18 protein-coding genes are annotated in these 17881 nt (G+C 62.4%); 7 read left to right on the top strand and 11 right to left on the bottom strand.

The annotated features are described in order from the left end of the window. Window positions 1–46: 46 nt before the first annotated feature. Window positions 47–1792, bottom strand: coding sequence for a methyl-accepting chemotaxis protein (locus CKO40_RS01695; RefSeq protein WP_200344138.1), 1746 nt, complete (start codon window positions 1790–1792; stop codon window positions 47–49). Window positions 1793–2019: 227 nt separating this feature from the next. Between CKO40_RS01695 and CKO40_RS01700 the strand changes: the two genes are divergently transcribed. From CKO40_RS01700 to CKO40_RS01730, 7 genes are all read left to right on the top strand, one after another. Then, the gene (locus CKO40_RS01700) at window positions 2020–2241 is read left to right on the top strand and encodes a DUF2835 family protein (protein WP_200344140.1); all 222 of its coding nucleotides are present in this window, start codon (window positions 2020–2022) and stop codon (window positions 2239–2241) included. A 48-nt stretch (window positions 2242–2289) separates the two neighbouring features. Then, window positions 2290–3972 carry an HD domain-containing phosphohydrolase gene (locus CKO40_RS01705; protein ID WP_200344142.1) on the top strand — a complete coding sequence of 561 codons (1683 nt, stop codon included), beginning with the start codon at window positions 2290–2292 and terminating at the stop codon, window positions 3970–3972. 183 nt (window positions 3973–4155) lie between these two features. Beyond that, entirely contained in the window at window positions 4156–5502 is a 1347-nt protein-coding gene (fliD, locus tag CKO40_RS01710; RefSeq protein ID WP_200344144.1) for a flagellar filament capping protein FliD, read from the top strand. 54 nt (window positions 5503–5556) lie between these two features. After that, entirely contained in the window at window positions 5557–5976 is a 420-nt protein-coding gene (gene fliS, locus CKO40_RS01715; protein ID WP_200344146.1) for a flagellar export chaperone FliS, read from the top strand. A 2-nt stretch (window positions 5977–5978) separates the two neighbouring features. Next, window positions 5979–6368 (top strand): flagellar protein FliT, encoded by a 390-nt coding sequence (locus tag CKO40_RS01720; protein ID WP_200344148.1) that lies wholly within the window; start codon window positions 5979–5981, stop codon window positions 6366–6368. Next, window positions 6365–7660, top strand: a complete 1296-nt coding sequence (gene fliK / locus CKO40_RS25065) for a flagellar hook-length control protein FliK (RefSeq protein ID WP_200344150.1) — start codon at window positions 6365–6367, stop codon at window positions 7658–7660. Before CKO40_RS01720 ends, fliK begins: the two co-directional genes overlap by 4 nt. After that, complete coding sequence (locus tag CKO40_RS01730) at window positions 7657–7962, top strand: EscU/YscU/HrcU family type III secretion system export apparatus switch protein (protein ID WP_200344152.1); 306 nt, start codon at window positions 7657–7659, stop codon at window positions 7960–7962. Before fliK ends, CKO40_RS01730 begins: the two co-directional genes overlap by 4 nt. Before the next feature lie 43 nt (window positions 7963–8005). On the opposite strand, the gene CKO40_RS01735 is transcribed toward CKO40_RS01730, so the two are convergent. The 10 genes from CKO40_RS01735 to CKO40_RS01780 all read right to left on the bottom strand — a co-directional run bounded on the left by CKO40_RS01735 (window position 8006) and on the right by CKO40_RS01780 (window position 17868). Then, entirely contained in the window at window positions 8006–9283 is a 1278-nt protein-coding gene (locus CKO40_RS01735; RefSeq protein WP_200344154.1) for a methyl-accepting chemotaxis protein, read from the bottom strand. A 159-nt stretch (window positions 9284–9442) separates the two neighbouring features. Next, complete coding sequence (locus CKO40_RS01740; protein ID WP_200344156.1) at window positions 9443–9940, bottom strand: chemotaxis protein CheW; 498 nt, start codon at window positions 9938–9940, stop codon at window positions 9443–9445. A gap of 6 nt (window positions 9941–9946) precedes the next feature. Further along, window positions 9947–12076 (bottom strand): chemotaxis protein CheA, encoded by a 2130-nt coding sequence (gene cheA / locus CKO40_RS01745; RefSeq protein ID WP_200344158.1) that lies wholly within the window; start codon window positions 12074–12076, stop codon window positions 9947–9949. Between the two features lie 228 nt (window positions 12077–12304). Continuing rightward, a complete protein-coding gene (gene flhC, locus CKO40_RS01750) occupies window positions 12305–12871 on the bottom strand; it encodes a flagellar transcriptional regulator FlhC (protein WP_207173318.1) in 567 nt (188 codons plus the stop codon). A 3-nt stretch (window positions 12872–12874) separates the two neighbouring features. After that, window positions 12875–13204 carry a flagellar transcriptional regulator FlhD gene (gene flhD / locus CKO40_RS01755; RefSeq protein WP_200344161.1) on the bottom strand — a complete coding sequence of 110 codons (330 nt, stop codon included), beginning with the start codon at window positions 13202–13204 and terminating at the stop codon, window positions 12875–12877. Then, complete coding sequence (locus CKO40_RS01760; protein ID WP_200344162.1) at window positions 13201–15096, bottom strand: methyl-accepting chemotaxis protein; 1896 nt, start codon at window positions 15094–15096, stop codon at window positions 13201–13203. The genes flhD and CKO40_RS01760 overlap by 4 nt, the downstream gene beginning before the upstream one ends. A gap of 50 nt (window positions 15097–15146) precedes the next feature. Further along, window positions 15147–15827, bottom strand: a complete 681-nt coding sequence (locus CKO40_RS01765) for an OmpA/MotB family protein (RefSeq protein ID WP_200344163.1) — start codon at window positions 15825–15827, stop codon at window positions 15147–15149. A gap of 1 nt (window position 15828) precedes the next feature. Then, a complete protein-coding gene (locus CKO40_RS01770; protein ID WP_200344164.1) occupies window positions 15829–16638 on the bottom strand; it encodes a motility protein A in 810 nt (269 codons plus the stop codon). Window positions 16639–16679: 41 nt separating this feature from the next. Continuing rightward, entirely contained in the window at window positions 16680–17393 is a 714-nt protein-coding gene (locus tag CKO40_RS01775; RefSeq protein WP_200344165.1) for an RNA polymerase sigma factor FliA, read from the bottom strand. Window positions 17394–17412: 19 nt separating this feature from the next. Beyond that, window positions 17413–17868: a flagellar protein FlhE gene (locus CKO40_RS01780; protein WP_200344166.1), complete on the bottom strand. Its 456-nt coding sequence runs from the start codon at window positions 17866–17868 to the stop codon at window positions 17413–17415. Between the last annotated feature and the right edge of the window lie 13 nt (window positions 17869–17881).

The raw sequence follows: 17881 nt of genomic DNA on the forward strand, positions 1-17881 counted from the left end.
CTTTGATCCTCAATTCCTCGTAGCGAGCCCGCTTTTTGCTGAACGGTTAGAAGCTTTCCCAGTCATCCTCGCTGTGAGCCGTGGTCGCATAGTGCTTCTTCTCTTCTGCGTCATCGCTCTGACTGCTCTTTTTCGGAGGAGCAGCGAGTGCTGCCGGTTTCTTGGGCGCGGACTGCGCCTTCTTCGGGGTCCGGCTTGCAGAAGAGAGCGCCTTCGTCGTCGGGGCCTTGGCGCCGACATTGAAGAAGGCGACCGCATCAGCCAGCTCACGCGATTGGTCTTCGAGTGAAGCCGACGCGTTGGCGGTCTCCTCGACCAACGCCGCGTTCTGCTGGGTCACCTCGTCCATCTGGCTGATCGCGACGCTGACCTGGTCGATGGCCATGGTCTGCTCGTTGGACGCGCGGTTGACCTCGTCCATCAGCTCGGAGACCTTGCCGCTGTGGGTGACGATCTCCTTCATCGACTCGCCGACCGCTTCGACCAGCACACGCCCTTCTTTGACCACCTCGCCGTTGAGGGCGATCAGCTCTTGGATCTGCTTGGCCGCATCGGCGGAGCGCTGGGCCAGATTACGAACCTCTTGGGCGACGACGGCGAAGCCCCGCCCCTGCTCACCGGCACGTGCGGCCTCGACCGAGGCATTCAATGCAAGGATGTTGGTCTGGAAGGCGATGCCGTCGATCAACGAGATGATCCCGCTGATCTTGTCGGAGCTTTCGGTCAGCTCATGCATCTTGCCCACGGCCTGCTCGGCCTTCTCGCCACCGCTGGCGGCCGAGCTGTTGGCCTCGCCGGCCAGTTGATTGGCCTGCGCCGTATTGTCGGTATTGTGCTTCACGGTCGAGGCGACCTCCTCCATGCTGCTCGCGGTCTGCTGCAGGCTGGAGGCCTGCTCCTCCGTGCGCTGGGAGAGGTCGGTATTCCCGGTCGAGATCTGGCTGGCGGCAGTCGAGATCGACTCCACCGAGTGCTGGATGTTGATGATGAGGTCGCGCAGCTTGTCCTGGGTGTCGGCGAGCGCCAGCTGCATCTGACCGATCTCGTCCTTGCCGGCGGAGCTGATCTTGTTGGTGAGGTTGCCGTTCGACATCGCGACGAACACCCTTTTCGCCTCATCGAGCGGGCGGGTGATGCGCAGGATGATCTGCCAGCCGAGCAGTGCGCCGAGGATGACCGCGACGGCCAGGGCGCCGAACATCAGATTACGCATGAAGACGGTATGGTCTTGCGCGCTGTTGAAGGCCGCGAGTGCCTTCTTCCGCTCGAGCGCAATCATCTCGTTCAGGGTTGCGTTGAGGTCCTCGTAGACAGGCAGCCCTTCGATGAAGACCACGAAATCCGCTCCCGGGTACTCGCCAGTGGCGTAGAGCTCTGCGGCAGGCTCGACGGCGTTATAGATCAGCTTTTCATAGAGCTCATCGAACCTTTGCGCCAGGGCTTCGGCGTCAGGGTCCGTGATCGCGCCCCGAAACGCATCCCACAGCGCTGTCAGCTCGCTCTGGTTACCCTCGATGATCTCCATGTGCATCGTCACCGGGTGGTCGTGCAGATTGCTGACAGCGAGCTCCGGGGCATGTTGCGAGGCGAGGAAGAGCTGCATCATGATGTTGCGCAGCAGCGAGTCGATACGCCCCAGGTCCTGGGAGTGGACCAGATTCTCTTCGTAGACGTCCTCGAGCGCTTGATTCGACGATTGCATGCCGTTGATCCCAAGCCCGCCGACGATCAAGAGCAGCGCAAGCAGGATGATGATCAGGAGACTCAGGCGGCCTTTTATCGTCAGTTTCATAATGCTCTCTACTCTCGGGCAACGGCTCCGAAGGGAAGATTTCCCTTAACTAACCGGGGGCATCGTCTGCAATCATCGTCCAAACGCTGGGTACCTTGAACAGCCTAGGCTGATATAGGTCAAGGTGCTGTGCGTTTCGTCGCATTGTGACAGAGGATGGTCCGCCAAGCACCGATGTGCGGGCCAGCGCGGTCGATCACAGTTTGCGGTGCCTGAGGTCTGCGACCATGCCAAACATCGATGTCGTCATCGAGCTCTCTGCCGAGGCCTGTTTGGCCCACTATGAGGGGCGGGTCGAGCAGGTCTACACCTGGAGTCTGGATGGTCGCCGCGTGGTGTTCCCAGCAGCGGCACTGCGTCAGGTCGTCACCCCTGAGGGGGTCCATGGCATCTTCCGGCTAAGGTTCTCGGCTACCGGTCAGTTCGAGGCGATACAGCGCCTGCGCTGAACGGGCGATCGAGCTACCCTAAGGGGAGCGTTTGAGGTGGAAGCAGGTATGACAGAACCCGAAGGGGGTTACAAGCGGGTCAGTAAGCGGTCTGAGGTCCAGACGCTGCTGGGCGTGCTGAGTGAGCCAGGCGGTGCCTCGCTGGTACTGGAGGACGAAGACGGTCGGATGATGCCCGTGCTGGTCGCAGATCAGCAGCCGGGGGAACACATGCTGCTCGATATCAGTGCGGTTCGGGAGATCGCGCACCAGCTTCGGCGTGGGCATCCGTTTCGTTTGGTCGGGCAGACCCAGGGCATGATGGTGCGCACGCCCGTGCTGAAGGTGAGCGCGTGCCGGGACCGGGATGGGCGCCTCCAGTGCCAGTGCAACTATCCGCGCCACCTCGAGGTCCTGGAGCGGCGGCAGTTCTTCCGCGCGCGGCTGCGGCTCGGCATGGAGGTTGGCGCCATCGTCCGCAACGAGGAAACCGCGGCGATCGCCCAGGGTGACCTGAAGAATCTGTCTTTGGATGGCTGCCTGCTCGAGCTTCCCCCGTCGGCGATCTCGATGCTGGGCGCGACGCAGCCGCTCGAGATCGAGCTCTGCTTTCCGAACGGCACCCGTTTCGCGATCAAAGGGCTCGCGAAACATCATGACATCGACCTGGAACGGCAGCTGGTGCAGGTTGGGCTGCAGTTCCGGGCACCCAGCATCACCCAGGAGCGCCAGCTGTGGCAGTTCGTGCGCGAGATCGAGCGGGAGTCGGCGCGACATTCGACGGCTGGCGGGGAAGGGCTGTTGCGCTCGCTGCTGTTCCAGACCGACCCGAAATCCCCGCCGCCGATTGCTCGTCGGAATGCCCAGCGCTATGCGACGCCGATGGCGAAGCGGCTGGCGCGGGTAGCCGGCTATCTGGATGCGCAGCTGATCGAGCTGCAGAACCAGTCATCGGTCGATTCAGTCCAGCTCTCGAGGCATGCCGATCGCTTGCTCGTGCTCCACGAAGAGGATCGTGAAGCCGTGCTGTTTGCCGTGCGCTGTCTCTTTGAAGAGGCCCCGCTGGTTCGGCATTGTCTATCGGTGGCGGTGCAGCTGGTCGATATGGCGGTTCTGAGCAAGATGCCTCGTGATGCCTGCAAAGCCGTCGCGGCCTGTGCGATGGTTCACGATATGGGCAAGGCGTTGCTGCCGGCAGGCCTGCTCAAGGAGTCGAAGTTCGATGCGCAGCAGCGCGCCGAGCTCAGTACCCACGTTGCTCGGCTGATGGGATGCCTCGAGCACTGTCCCTGGCTATCGGCCAGTGTTGTGAAGAGCATCGTAGCGGAGATCAATGAACGGCTCGACGGCACCGGCTATCCCGCTGGTCTTGGGGCGGCTGACCTCGGCGAGCTCTCGCGCTTGGCCATGGTTGTCGATGTCATCGACGCGATGCGCCGCGATCGGGCCGATCGGCCGGCATGGCGGGTTGCCGATATCTACCAACACCTCCGCGAGCATCCAGAGCGTTTCGATCCGCGTTGGCTCAAGCGCTATTGGCAGGCATTCGGGACCTGGCCGATCGGCTCGCTGGTGCGCTTCGAAACCGGCGCGCTGGGGTGGGTGCAACGGCTGGATGGCGCAGGAGAGATCGCGCAGGTCCAGTTGACCGAGGCGGTGAAGCCACCGGACACCACGCTCGGGGAGGTCCTCGATGGGAAGGCGCTGCAGGGGCTCGGGAAGCCGGTCGAGGAGCTGCCCGTGTCGCTCTGAGCGGGGCGCAGGGCGACTGCGCCCGTATCGATCCCGTTCTCGGGTCGGGCCCTTAAAGTTCAGCGCGGTCCTGCCGATAGCTCCATTAAGCGACGATGGAGAGCGCGGGACAGGTGGGTATCCGGGGTATCGATGCCGGATGCGCGCGCCCGTTAGCGTCTCGGAATCACTACAGGAGCTGCCATGTCCACCATCACTTCACTCGGGATCGGTTCAGGGTTAGACCTCAGTGGACTGCTCGATCAGCTGCGCGACGCCGAGCGCGGTCGTCTCGAGCCCCTCAATCAGCAGAAGGCGGACCAGGAGGCGAAGCTCTCCGCCTATGGCAAGCTTCAGGGGGCGTTGTCCGCCTTCGAGTCGGCGGTCGATAAGCTGAGCGATCCGTCGTTGTTTGAGAGCCTTTCCAGCTCGGTGTCCGGTACCAGCGTGACCTCCGCAGCAACCTCGGACGCGGTACCCGGGCGCTACGATGTCAACGTGACCGATCTGGCGCGCTCTCAGAGCCTTGCCACCGATGGTTTTGCCGAGGGGCATACGTTTGCTGCTGGCCCCCTCAGTATCGAGCGCGGTTCGGTCGAATCCTTTGATGTCAATCTTGAGGATGGAGACACGCTCGAGGATGTCCGCGACCGGATCAACGCTGCAGGGTCGGGTGTTACGGCTTCCATCGTTAACGACGGCTCTGCTGACCCCTATCGCTTGGTGCTAACGACCAACGACACAGGTACAGATGCGGCGATAACGTCGATCACCTACGGTAGTGATGCCCGTCTGACATTCGCAGGGATGACTGAAACGGTGGCCGCACAAGACGCCGCGCTTACCGTCAACGGGATCGCGATCACCAGTCAGAGCAACCGCGTCGAAGAAGCGATTCAGGGCGTCACCCTTGATCTTGTCGAGGCGGGTGATGCGAGTGTTACCGTGGAGCGCGACAACCTTCAGGTGCGGGAGGCCGTTAATGCCTTCGTCGATTCCTACAATGCGTTGCAAGGGACCGCTGACGAGCTGACGCGCTTCAATGCCGAGACCGGCGTCGCCGGCGAATTGGTCGGCGATAGCGCCCTGCGCAGCATCGAGTCGCGTCTGCGCAGTGCATTGGGCTCGGATGTCGCCGAAGGCGCGTTCAGCACGCTCTCGGATGTGGGAATCAGTCTTCAGCTGGATGGCACCTTGGAGCTCGATGACGAACAGCTGGATGATGCCATCGTCAACAATCGGCAGGCGCTGACGGACTTCTTTGCCGGCCAGACCGAGGACGGCGGGCTCGCCGACAAGCTTGGCGAGACGTTGGGCCAGATGCTCGGGGACAACGGGTTGCTAGGAACCGCGATGAGCGGGGTGGAAAACAGGATCTCCAGCATTGAAACCCGAACCGAGCGCATGGAAGTCTCCGTCGAGCGGACCATTGAACGCTATCGTCAACGATTCGTGCAGCTCGACTCAATGGTTGCCGAGATGAATCAGACGAGCAGTTACCTGACCCAGCAGTTCGACAATCTGAATGCGATGCTCGGTCGTGATGACTGATCGATCAATCACCTGAAAGCGATGAGAGTTTGAGAGCAGGGGAGATTCCTGATCATGACTGTGATGCGTGGGGCAACCGGGTATGGGCGTGGTGCAGGGGCCTATGCCCGTGTCGGCGTTGAAAGCGGGGTGATGTCGGCAAACCCGCATCAGCTGATCGTGCTGCTGTTCGACGGTGCACTGGCGTCGATTCGCGCGGCCCGGATCCAGATGCAGGCCGGCAATATCGCTGAAAAGGGCCGGTCGATCTCGAAGGCATTGGATGTCGTCAACAATGGCTTGGCTGCCGCATTGGATGCCGAGCGCGGCGGCGAGGTCGCTGAGCGCCTCGCGTCCTTGTATGATTATGTGGCTCGGTTATTGCTGTCGGCTAACCTGCACAATGACGAAAAGAGCCTCGACGAGGCCGAGGCGCTGTTAGAGGAGATTGCAACCGCGTGGCGTGAGATCGGCGGGCAGACGCCAGACGGTTAGGTATGGCTTCTTCCGACCAACAGCAGGATCTGCTGCTCGCCTATGAGGCCCTACTTGGATGCTCGGCTCAAGTGCTCGAGGCCGCCCGTGCGGCGGACTGGGAGGCGCTGATCGAGCGCCAGAGCGACTATCTGGCTCAGGTCGAAACCGTTCAGCGGCTGGATGATGGGCAGGTCCCTCTCGACGAGCAAGCGCTTGAGCGCAAGGCCGAACTGCTTGCGTCGTTACTGGAACAGGACGAAGAGATTCGCCAGCGGTTGATCGATCGGCGGCATGAGCTCAGCCGGTTGATCATCGATTCGCGTCAGCAGCAGGCCCTGTCGCGAACCTACTCATTCTACCAAGAGGCCTCGGAGGTCGTCGAGGCAGCCCAGCGCTTCACAACGTCGTGAGTGGGATCAACACGCTGGTCGACACCCTATTGCACCAGGTACTGGGGAAGCGGGTCGACACCCCTCAGCCTCGTGAGCTCAACCAGCCTGTCAAGCCGATGACCCCTACGGAGGCGCCGAGCGCCGTCCGCAGTGACTCACGCCTTGATTACCGTACCAATGCCCCGCTGCGGGGAACGAGCCAGACGGCGAGGGAACCGCCGGATGCGCGGCTCGGTCGTCAGACTGGCGGTGAGCGCCTACCGCCGCCTTCCGCTCAGACCAGCTTTACAACCTCGGCGCGGTCGATCGCCGATCTGCATCTGCGATTCCCAGCAGCACCATCGGCGCTGCGGTTATCCCAGCCACTGCTTCCGACGAGCGAGGCCCAGGTATCGAGCCAGGTTGCCCAGCAGTTGCAGCACTCGGTACGCGATAGCGGCCTGTTCTATGAATCGCACCTGTCGCGCTGGTTCCGAGGCGAGCTGTCCCGGGAGCAGCTCCAGCGCGAGCCGCAGATGTGGCGCCCGCTGTCATTCGCCTCGGCGCCGCCCGAGAACCCATCGCCTACCCCTTTACGGTCGAGTTGGCCCGCCTTTCTGCTCGGTCTGCGCCGCGGTGGCGAGCCGGTGCTGAATGCCGAGCGAGGACAACCCTCAGCCTCTGCGGCCACCGCTGGCTCGGCCTCGGGCCGATCCGCTGCCGTCTCGGTCCCTGCGGGAACGGGGGGCAGTCCCGGTCCAGCGGCTGCAGCGGCCGGGCCGGCAGCGCCCGGGGGGGCGATGGTTCAGGCCGGCACCATTGAGGCGCGTGAAGCCGCTGCAGAGCGTGCTGCGAGTGCTGAAACTGCGATCCGGATGGGGCGTGCGGAATCCCGACAACCTATCCACGAGAGCCTGCAGGGGATCGTTCGTCACCAGCTGGAACTGCTCGCGACACCGGTATTACGTTGGGAGGGCGACGTCTGGTCCGGCATCTTCATGGCGTTGATGGTGCAGCCGCCGGTGACCCGACGTGAAGAGGGTGGCTTCTCGGGCGAGGGAGGGGGGCAGGAGCAAGCGGAGTCGCAGGCATGGCATTCGAGTATGGTCCTGCAGGTGAGCGGTCTGGGTGAGGTCGGGGTCAAGCTCTGGCTCAGCGAGGCGCGTCTGGAGCTCGAACTGAGCGCCGAGGACCCCGCCGTGCATGCCGCCTTGGCCCAAGGAATCGACCAGCTGCGGTCGCGCCTCGAGGCTTATGAGCTGGAGGTGCTGGTGCGCTTGCGTGCAACAGTGCCCGAGGCGGAGCCCGAAGCGGATGAGGCGGGCGAGTGACCGAGCACGATGAGGGTGCCGAGGGCCTGACCGACGAGCGACGTCGTGCTGTGGCGCTTGCCTATCGGGAGGGCGACGAGGCGCCGCGCGTGGTCGCAAAGGGCTATGGCGAGATCGCCGAGCGCATCATCGAGGAGGCCGGTCGCCAGGGCATCTATGTTCATGATGCCCCGGAGCTCGTGGCGCTATTGATGAATCTGGATCTCGACGAGCAGATACCGCCCAGCCTCTATCAGGTCATCGCCGAGCTGTTGGTCTGGGTCCGGCAGATCGCGGATGAGCAGGGCAAGGCCGCCTCTTGAGACGGCGCCTCAGCCGTGGCTCGCCTCGGATTCCTGCGAGCCATCAGCGTTTGCGTCGGCTCGCCTTGCGGTGTAGGTCGTACTGCAGATCCTCCGGTCTGAGCGATTCGACCCAGCTCGCGGCTTCATCGTAACGGGCGTCCGCTACGCGCTCCTCGGCATTGGGCGCAAGCTTGAACACGGCAACAACCCTCTTTAGGCGCTCGGCCTCGGCCTCGACCTGATCGGCCGCCTGCGCGTCCTGCTTGACGAGCTCCGCATTCTGTCGGGTGACCTGATCCATCTCGGCGATCGCGCAGTTGACGCGGTCGATGCTTTGGCTCTGCTCGCGCGACGCCGACGCCATCTCGTCCATGAGCTGATTGACCTGGTGCACCGCTCGAACGATCTCGGCCATCGCATGGCCGGCTTTGTCAGCGCTGTCGGTACCCGTCCCAATCCGGGTGACCGAGGCATCGACCAATGCCCGGATCTGCGTCGCCGCTTCGGCGCTGCGGCCCGCTAGATCGTGCACCTCGGCTGCGACCGCGCCGAACCCTTTGCCTTGCTCGCCGGCGCGGGCGGCTTCGACCGCGGCGTTCAGGGCGAGCATGTTGGTCTGGGATGCGATTGAATCGATCACCTTGATGACGTCAGTGATCTGCTCTGAGCCCTGGCTGATCTCGCGCATCGTCACGATGAGCTGATCGACGACCTTGCCGCTTGCGCCAGCGGTCTCGGCGGCCTCTTGGGCGAGGCGGGAGGCCTTCCGCGCATGCTCGGCATTCTGTTTGACCGTTGACGAGATCCGGTCCATGCGCGCGGCAGTCCGTCTCAGGCCGCTAGCCTGCTGCTCGATCCGAGTGCGGAATGACTTGTTGACGCTTGCGACGTGCTTCGCTCCGCGGTGGACCGCTTCGCTGCTGAGACGAACCATCGCAATGGTTCGTGAAAGCCGCTGCTGCAATGCGGCGACAGCATTGAAGAGCTGCCCGATCTCGTTGCGCCCCGCCCGCTCGAGTGGCACGGACAGGTTGCCATAGGCCATCGCGTCGAAGCTTGCGACGACGCGCTGCAGCGGTCGGAGTACATTGCTCGTCACGCCCCAGACGACCAAGAGGGCGGCCAAGATCCCGAACGACAGGGCCCCCAGGATGGCGAGCCAGATGACATCGGCAGTCGCGATGAAGTCGCGTTGGGTCTGAGCCCCGACCTCGCCGGCATGGGGGGCGAGCTCGGCCACTGCGGTTCTTGACTGGTCGAGGAGAAAGAGGCTCAGTCCGCTGACTACGATCAGGAGTGTCAAGAAGGTTCCGAGGACCAGCATCCAGCTAGTCCGCATGCTCATGTCCTGCAAACGTTGCCGCACTCTGCGCGGTCGTTGTCCGCCGTATGCCTCCCCGGCCATGGTCGATACACCTTAGGGCCTGCTCAGGTGGTGGCCAGGTGGTGCGCCCAACTGGGCCGCTTCGTCGGATCAGCTCCTCTGGCGCTCCAAGCGCTATTCGCCGACCTGCTCCACCAGTGCCATCTCTTTGCTGGTCAGCAGCTTGTCGATGTCGACGAGCACCAGCATCCGATTCTCCAGACTACCCAAGCCACTCAGGAAGTCGGCCGACATGGTAACGCCTAGCTCGGGCGCTGGCTTGATCTGATCAGGGGTCAATGTCATCACGTCTGAGACCCCGTCGACGACGATGCCGACGATCCGGTCCGAGACATTGACAACGATCACGACCGTTTGTCCGTCGTATTCGACCTTATCGAGGTTGAATTTGATGCGCAGATCGACGATTGGAACGATGATCCCCCGGAGGTTGGTCACCCCTTTGATGAAGTCCGGGGCATTGGCAATACGGGTCACATTCTCGTAGCCCAGGATCTCCTGCACCTTGAGGATGTCGATCGCATACTCTTCTTCGCCAAGCGAAAACACGAGGAATTGCTGGTTATCGCCATCGGCGGCCGCTTGAATATCCTCGGTGCTGTAACGGTTCATGATGGATCAACCTCCGCTGGATGAAAGCATGGTTTTGTCGGACGCCGGAGAGCCTGGCTGGGGCGCATCCTTCTTGCTCCGGCTCAGCTGGTGCAATCCAGGAATGTCGAGGATCAGCGCCACGCTGCCATCTCCGAGGATCGTTGCAGCGGACACCCCTGGCACCTTGCGGTAATTGGTCTCGAGGTTCTTGACGACGACCTGCTGCTGTCCAATCAGCTCATCGACGAGCAGGGCGTAGCGGCGTCCCTCGCCCTGGACGATCACGGCAATGGAGCGCGTCGGGTCCGTTTCGGCCCCTGCGACGTCCAGGGCCTGATGGACCGCGACAACCGGCAGGTATTCATCGCGCACTCGCAGGACCTCGTCGCTGCCGGCCATCTGATAGAGGTCGTCCTTCGACGGCTGCAAGGATTGGAGCACGGTCGAGAGCGGGAGGATGAAGACCTCGTCGCCGACCTTGATCGACATGCCATCGAGGATGGCAAGGGTCAGGGGCAGGACGATACGGATCGTCGTCCCTTGGCCGGGCGTCGACATGATCTGCACATGGCCGCCCATGCCCTGGATGTTGCGCTTGACGACGTCCATACCGACACCGCGACCGGAGACATCGGTCACCTCTTTCGCGGTGGAGAACCCGGCCGCGAAGATGAGCTGCCAGACCTCGTCATCGCTCATGGTGTCCGATACGTTGAGCCCGCTCTCGCGCGCCTTTGCGAGGATGCGTTCGCGGCTCAGTCCCGCTCCGTCGTCGCTTACCTCGATGATGATGTTGCCGCCCTGATGGCGAGCGGACAGCGTCAGCTTTCCGGCACGCGGCTTCCCGGCTGCCTCGCGCTCGTCCGGCGACTCGATCCCATGATCCAGGCTGTTCCGGACCAGATGGGTCAGGGGGTCGATGATGCGCTCGGTGAGGCTCTTGTCGAGCTCTGTCGATTCGCCTTCGGTGGCAAGCTCGATCTGCTTACCGAGCTTGCTGGAGGTTTCCCGCACCACACGCGGAAACCGGCTGAACACGAAGTCCATTGGGATCATCCGGATCGACATCACGGCCTCTTGCAGATCTCGGGCATTGCGCTGCAGGAGGCTCATGCCGTTGATCAGCGAGGTGTTCGTGATACCCTCAAGCGTACTGACCGTCTGGTCGAGCATCGACTGGGTAATGATCAGCTCACCAACCAGGTTGATGATTTGATCAACCTTTTCGACCGAGACCCGGATCGACGAGGATTCTCCGGCCTTGCTCTTGTTGGCCGGCTTCGCCGCGGGCTTCTTGGCTGTTGGCGGCTTCGGCTTTTCGTCCTGGACGCTCGGTGCGGATTGTTCGGCCGCTTTGCCTGGCTGCTGCTGCTCATTGGCCGCAGCGGGCTCGGGCTCCTTGGTTGGCGTCTCGGCGCTGCTCGGTGCGGCTGCTCGGGTCTCGACCTGCTCCGGCTCGATGATGAAGCACATCACCGACTCGATGTCGTCTGCGCTGGTCGTGGTCTCGAGTTCGACCTCGTAGCGCGCGTCATCACCGGATTGGGCCTGTATCGTGCCGAACTGCTCGAGCTCTTCGACCAACAGCTTCCGGTTCTCTTCGCTGACCCCAGAAAACGCCACGATCAGCCGTTGCCCGGCTTGCTCGTCTCCCACCTCGGCGGTCTGAGCGGGCGTTGAATCCTGTGCCGGTTTAGGCTCTTCGGCTGGCGCCGCCTCTTTTGGGGTCGCAGCCGCCGGCGCGCCGTTCTCCGGGGTGCTGCCGGCAATCTCTTCCAGGGCCAATTGCTGCAAGGTCTTGCAGATGCGCTCGAACGCCTCTTGGTCGGGCTCCTCGCCGTTGCGATATGCATTGAGCTGATCGTTCAACATATCCTTGGTTTCCAGAAAGACATCGACGATATCCTGACGCAGGGTGAGCTCACCGTGGCGCGCATGATCGAGCAGGTTTTCGAACAGGTGGGCCGTATTCTGCAATACCTCGAAGCCAAAGGTCCCAGCGCCGCCTTTGATCGAGTGAACGGTGCGAAAGATTGCATTGAGCTGTTCGGAGTCCGGCTCCTCGACATCCAATTCGAGGAGATGGCGTTCCATGTCTGCCAATAATTCCTGTGCTTCTTCGAAGAAGGTATCGTAGAAATCGGTGATGTCCATCCGCGTTTCCTGCTTCCGGCTGGTCGACTAAGAACGGTTGAGGGTGCGGGTATGCCAACGGCATACGGCCAGGCCGGGTCTTCCGGAGGCACGCTCTTCGAGGGGCTGGATGTGCTTGCAGTCAGGTCTAACTGTAAGGCATCGGTGCCCTATACGCGACCCAAGGCGAGCTGCAACAGGCCCGAGCTGTTGGGTAGAGCGGTTCAACGAATGCGGGCCAGGCATCCGTCAAGCGCGATAACGCGCTGATACGGGTGCGTCTTTGCTTGCGGCATCTGTGCTGCGTAATGTCTTACCGGCTCGCGAGGGCGGCTGGCAGATGCCGCAGACGTAATCCTGGATCGGGGTATAGGTATGCACGACGAATTGCCCACCGCAGCGGGTGCAGCGGCCGAGTTGTAAGAGGTTGTTCTCGAAGAAGCGCATCAGGGTCCAGGCGCGCGTGAGCCCCAGCACCGCCTTTTGATCGTCAAGTCGGATCTGCTCTTGATAGAGACGGAATGCGCGCACGAATGCAGCGATCCGTTCACAGCCGCAGTCCTCGCGCAGACGCTGATAGATGTTGATGAAGAGCGAGGCATGGATGTTCGGCAGCCAGGTGGTGAACCAATCGGTCGAGAAGGGCAGCATCCCTTTCGGCGGGGACTTGCCGCGCAGCTCCTTGTACAGCTTGGTGAGGTAGGCGTGGCTCAGGTCCGTTTCGGTTTCGAGAACCTGCAGGCGTGCGCCAAGCTCGATCAGCTCGATCGCCAGCTGGACTTGCTGCATCTCTGTGACGGGGCTCTTGGATGACAAGGCTCAACTCTCGTTGGTGGCTGTTCCAAGATGAGAATGGGAGGCCATGATCACTGAGGAATGGAATCCCGATAGATTATGCTCCCGCGGCGGATGAGTAACGGTCCGCAGCTGCTCGGCGTCATCGTAAGCGAAGCGACAGAGCAGCTGGTTGGTCCGGGCGAGCCGAGCGAGTTGGGCGCCACTGAGCGATAACAACAGCTCGGCCATCTCGTCGTCGATCTTGAGCCGAAACATTGCGCTTGCCCGATCCGTCTGCAGCATACGCTGGGCAAGCAGCAGATAGGTCAGATTCAGCTCTTCGACTTCGTTGGTCAGGCTCGTTTCACTCATGCAAAATGAAGGGGCTGATTCGGTTGCTGAGGCAGTGCCGCCGGTTCTTCGTCCGCGTCGGTGCCGAGCTCGAAGGCATCGATCAGTGCATTGAGATGAGATGCCAGCTCGTTCATCTGCGCCGCGACCGATGAGGTTTGATTGACCATCGCGGCATTCTGCTGGGTGACGGTGTCCAGTTCAGTCACGGCGGTATTGACCTCGGCGACCCCGGCGCTCTGTTCGCGCGTACTGGCGCTGATCTCCTCGAGCACATCGTGCACCTTATTGATGCTGGTGATGATCTCGCCCATCGTCTGGCTTGCTTGGCGGGCCCGGCCGGTGCCGAGGCGGGACGCTTCGACTGACTGCTCGAGCACGTTTCGGATCTCGTGGGCGGCGTTGCGCGAGCGTTCGGCCAGGTTGCGGACCTCCTGCGCGACCACTGCAAATCCGCGGCCATGCTCGCCGGCCCTTGCCGCCTCGACCGAGGCGTTGAGTGCGAGCAGGTTGGTCTGGAACGCGATGCCGTCGATCAGCGTCACGATGTCGGTGATGCGCGACGAGGCCTGGTCGATCTCTTGCATCGTGGTCTCGAGCTCCTGCATCGCAGAGGTCCCGCGCTCGACGGTTTCACTGGCCGAGGCGGACAGTCGGCTGGCTTGGCTTGCGGATTCTGCGCTGTGTGCGACCGTCGAGGCGATCTCCTCCATTGCTGCCGAGGTCTGTTGAAGGTTTGCCGCCGCCTGGTCGCTGCGCGACGCGAGCTCTCCGCTACTATGGGCCATCGTACTCGCTGTCTGCGAGACACCGCGTGCGCTCGTTCTCACTTCTTGCAACGTGGACTGCATCCGCGAGACGAAAGCGTTGAACTGATGGGCCAGCTCGGCGAGCTCATCCTGGCCCGAATCATCGAGCCGGCGGGTCAAATCACCCTCTCCTTGGGCGATATCCCCCATCGCAGCGGCGGTTCGCTTGATCGGTCCGGATATCGTCCGGGTGATCAGCAGCGCGAGGACCACACCGATGCCCAGTGTCACCGCAGCGATCACCAGCGCCGCATTGCGCGCCTCGGCCGCACGCGCGAGGTACGATGACCGGTCGAGTGCCACCTCCAGCACGCCGGCAGGCTCGCCCGAGAAGTCTGCGATCATCGCGCCCATCACAGCGAGCGGCGTGCCGTCGTCAGTCCTGTACTCGATCGGCCGCTCTCCGCTCAATGCGTCCTGCAATGCCTGCCGGCTCAACAAGGGCTGTTCGCCGCGCGTCGATGCGAAGCTCGTAAACCCCCTCCCCTCGGGGAGTCGCAAGGCCGCGTCAGCGCCGTACTGCGCCTTGAAACGCTCGAAGAAGTCCTGCCCAAAGCTCATGCCGAACTCCAAGGACCCGGTGTGAGCGCCCTCATGCTGCATCGGCACGAGGCTGCGAATCCCAAGCCCAAACACCCCACGCTCGAGCCCAGAGACCGGTTCTTGCGAACGATTGGTCTCGATGATCGTTTTACGGATCGCAGTGAGATCGTCACCATAGCGATCAGGGCCATGGACCCTTAAGAAGGAGGTCGCCGGCGGCAGATGGAACTGAAACTGTGCGATGCCATGGTCCTTGCGCAGTGCGTCGAACCCTGGCACGAACCAGTCGGCCAGCTGCTCTCGGTCGCGCTCGGCAAACGCCTGCTGGACTTCCGGTATGCCAGCAATCAAGGTGCTCATTGCGCTGCCTTTGCGGCTCTCGGCTTCGAGCGCGGCAACCAAGTTCCCATGCAATGTGCGCAGCTCACGCTGCTCCGCCTCTCTGATCACCGCGTCGAGGCGATTGAGCAGAAACGGGACGATGATGGCGATCGCGAGCACCAGCATCGCGATGAATCCAATCACGATACGCACGCTAATCGGGAAGCGATCTAGGCGCATGAGCGGGGTCCTCGTATCAGGCACGGCCAGGGTCCGGCGGGGGATGCCGATTACAGGTTTTCCTTCACCAGGATCTCGACGCGCCGATTGGCGGCCCGACCGGCTGCTGTCTCGTTACTCTCCAGCGGCTCGGTGTCGGCATAACCGATTGCACGGAGGCGGTGCTCGGGAATACCCGCCTCGATGAAATAACGCAGTACGGCAATCGCTCGCGACATCGATAGCTCCCAATTCGATGGAAAACGCGCAGTCGAGATCGGAATATTGTCTGTGTGGCCTTCAACGGAGATCTGCCCATCGAATGCCTCCAAGGTCGGCACCAGGGCCTTGATGACCTCACGACCGCTCGCGGTCAGCCTTGCATCACCGCTGGCAAACAGCAGATTGTCATCGATGCGGAGGGTGATGCCCTGTTCGCCCTGCGCAACACTGACCCCTTCGACGTCCAGGTCTTGGAAGCGCGGCTGCAGGCCAGCATTGCGAGGAAGGATGCCTTGGTTGCGCGGCTCGAGCCCCATCGTGCCAGGCTCGGTCCCGGCCGTGCCTTGTCTCGTCTGCTCGCCGGCCTGCTCCTGCCCGGTTTCGAGCTTGCCGCTGCCGGCAAGCGAAAGCAGGAGCACGAACAGCGTGATCAGCAGCGTCAGCACATCGAGGTAGCTCATCAGCCAGCTGTCGCCGTCTCCGCCGCCGGTCGCCTGCTGCATGGCCCCCCTTGGATTGCGCTCGAGCATATTAAGCCTTCTTATCGTCAAGACTGAAGCCGGGCTTGTTTGGGTCGCGGATTTCATCATGGTAGGTCGCGACGAACGAATGCAGCGTCTCCTCGATAAACGAGGGCAGGCGGCGTTTTGTGATCAGCGAAATGCCTTCGAGCACCATGTTCATTGCGATCACGCGCTCCTCGGTGCGGCGCTCGAGCTTGACCGCGAAAGGCTTGAAGACCAGGTTTGCGAGCAGGATACCGTAGAAGGTCGTGAGCAGGGCAACGGCCATACGGGGGCCGATCACCGCAATATCGCCCGCTTCCATGACCTCGAGCATGTTGACAAGCCCAACAAGGGTGCCAAGCATACCGAAAGCCGGTGCATAGGTCGCCATGGTGTGGAAGATTTGTGCCTCGGCGTGCTCTCGCGCCTTGAGTCGCGCGATACGCCAGCTCAGCAGATCGAAGATCTCCTGCTCCTTGGTATTCGCGATCACGAGCTGGATGCCGCTGCGCAGGAATGGATTGCGCGTCTGCTCGAGTGCCTTCTCGACGGCGCGCACGTCCCCTTTGAACCAGAGCCGGGCCATGTCCACCAGCTCTTTGATGTCGTCACGGGTATAGGTGTTTTCGCGTCGAAACACGACCCCGATCAGCCCGACGACCCGGATGACCTCGCGTAGGGGGTAGCTGATAAAGGTCGCCGCGAAGGTGCCGGCTACAACAATGCCCAAACCGGGCAGGTTGAGGAAGCTCTGCGGGGATTCCGCAGTAAAGAATAGGACGGTGGCAAGCAGCAGGATGCTTGAGAAGATGCCAATCAGCGTTGATGGATTCATGATCCCCTGATGAATAACTGATGAATAAGCTGCGGAATGGATTAAGCGCTGCCCGCTCCTTCATGGAGCTGGGCGCGCAGTCGGCTCAATGCTTGGCTATGGAGCTGACAGACGCGCGATTCGCTGACGCTGAGCACCGCACCGATCTCCTTGAGATTGAGCTCTTCCTGATAATAGAGCGCCATTAACAGCTTCTCCCGTTCGGGAAGCGCATCGATCGCCGCAATCAATCGGCTCCGCTGCTGTTGGTCGACGAGCTCGGCGAATTCGGGATCAGCGGGCCTGCTCGCGGCACCCGGCTCGACGCCCTCTTGGACCATCTCCTCGAACGGCAGGAACTGACCATTGTTGGTGTCGTTGAGGAGCTGGTGATAGTCGGCCAGATCCATCTTGAGCTCAGCGGCGATCTCGTGCTCGTCCGGCGCCCGGCCCAATCGCTGCTCGAGCTGTCGTACGGCCTCATCGAGCTCGCGGGCATGGCGGCGGACGCTGCGTGGCAGCCAATCTCGGCTGCGCAGCTCGTCGAGCATGGCGCCGCGAATGCGTTGGCTCGCGAAGGTCGCGAAGCTTGCGCCCTGGCCCGCATCGAAGCGCCCGAGCGCCTCGAGCAGTCCTAAGGTCCCCGCTTGGATCAGGTCGTCTAGCTCGATACTCGATGGCAGTTTGACCTGCAGCGCGAGCGCTTGGCGGCGAACTTGCGGCAGATATTCGGCGATCAGCTCGTTCTGGTCGATCTTGCCTTTCGCGGTGTACATCCGGCTGGCCTGTCTGCCCTCAGGGGGCTTTGTGCTCGTAGTTGACGATGACCTGCAGCCCCTGCACCAAAACGGCCCGGCGTTGGCCCGGTCTCAGCGAAAAGCGAAAACGGAGCGGCTGATCTGCCGGCAATCCCATCAGCCCAGGGCTCCTGCCGCGCGCAGTCGGCAGCAGGATGCAGTCACCCGCCTGACAGAGCCGTGCTTGCACGGTGAGACCCACGGGTGCCCGGATACGCCACATCACCTCGCGGATCAGACTGCCGTTCGGGACCTCAACCGGCGGCGACAGCGGATCGGAAACGGTTTCACGGTCGCCCGCGATGACCCGAAGCGGCGGGGCCGACGCCACCCAGCTTCCATCGGCAACCGCCCACTCGGGGCCGAGCGACAGCAGACCGATGGCTAACGCGCAGATCACCCGCACAGGCCTGTTCGCGCGCGCGCCCGCCATCATCGCCTTTGGTCTTCTCACCGTAACCTGACCT

It is taken from the genome of Halochromatium glycolicum (genome assembly GCF_016584085.1).
Taxonomy (GTDB): domain Bacteria; phylum Pseudomonadota; class Gammaproteobacteria; order Chromatiales; family Chromatiaceae; genus Lamprobacter; species Lamprobacter glycolicus.

Coding starts and splice junctions, on each gene's coding strand:
- CKO40_RS01695 (WP_200344138.1), bottom strand. CDS start 1,792: ATGAAACTGACGATAAAAGGCCGCCTGAGTCTCCTGATCATCATCCTG.
- CKO40_RS01700 (WP_200344140.1), top strand. CDS start 2,020: ATGCCAAACATCGATGTCGTCATCGAGCTCTCTGCCGAGGCCTGTTTG.
- CKO40_RS01705 (WP_200344142.1), top strand. CDS start 2,290: ATGACAGAACCCGAAGGGGGTTACAAGCGGGTCAGTAAGCGGTCTGAG.
- fliD (WP_200344144.1), top strand. CDS start 4,156: ATGTCCACCATCACTTCACTCGGGATCGGTTCAGGGTTAGACCTCAGT.
- fliS (WP_200344146.1), top strand. CDS start 5,557: ATGACTGTGATGCGTGGGGCAACCGGGTATGGGCGTGGTGCAGGGGCC.
- CKO40_RS01720 (WP_200344148.1), top strand. CDS start 5,979: ATGGCTTCTTCCGACCAACAGCAGGATCTGCTGCTCGCCTATGAGGCC.
- CKO40_RS01735 (WP_200344154.1), bottom strand. CDS start 9,283: ATGCGGACTAGCTGGATGCTGGTCCTCGGAACCTTCTTGACACTCCTG.
- CKO40_RS01740 (WP_200344156.1), bottom strand. CDS start 9,940: ATGAACCGTTACAGCACCGAGGATATTCAAGCGGCCGCCGATGGCGAT.
- cheA (WP_200344158.1), bottom strand. CDS start 12,076: ATGGACATCACCGATTTCTACGATACCTTCTTCGAAGAAGCACAGGAA.
- flhD (WP_200344161.1), bottom strand. CDS start 13,204: ATGAGTGAAACGAGCCTGACCAACGAAGTCGAAGAGCTGAATCTGACC.
- CKO40_RS01760 (WP_200344162.1), bottom strand. CDS start 15,096: ATGCGCCTAGATCGCTTCCCGATTAGCGTGCGTATCGTGATTGGATTC.
- CKO40_RS01765 (WP_200344163.1), bottom strand. CDS start 15,827: ATGCTCGAGCGCAATCCAAGGGGGGCCATGCAGCAGGCGACCGGCGGC.
- CKO40_RS01770 (WP_200344164.1), bottom strand. CDS start 16,638: ATGAATCCATCAACGCTGATTGGCATCTTCTCAAGCATCCTGCTGCTT.
- CKO40_RS01775 (WP_200344165.1), bottom strand. CDS start 17,393: ATGTACACCGCGAAAGGCAAGATCGACCAGAACGAGCTGATCGCCGAA.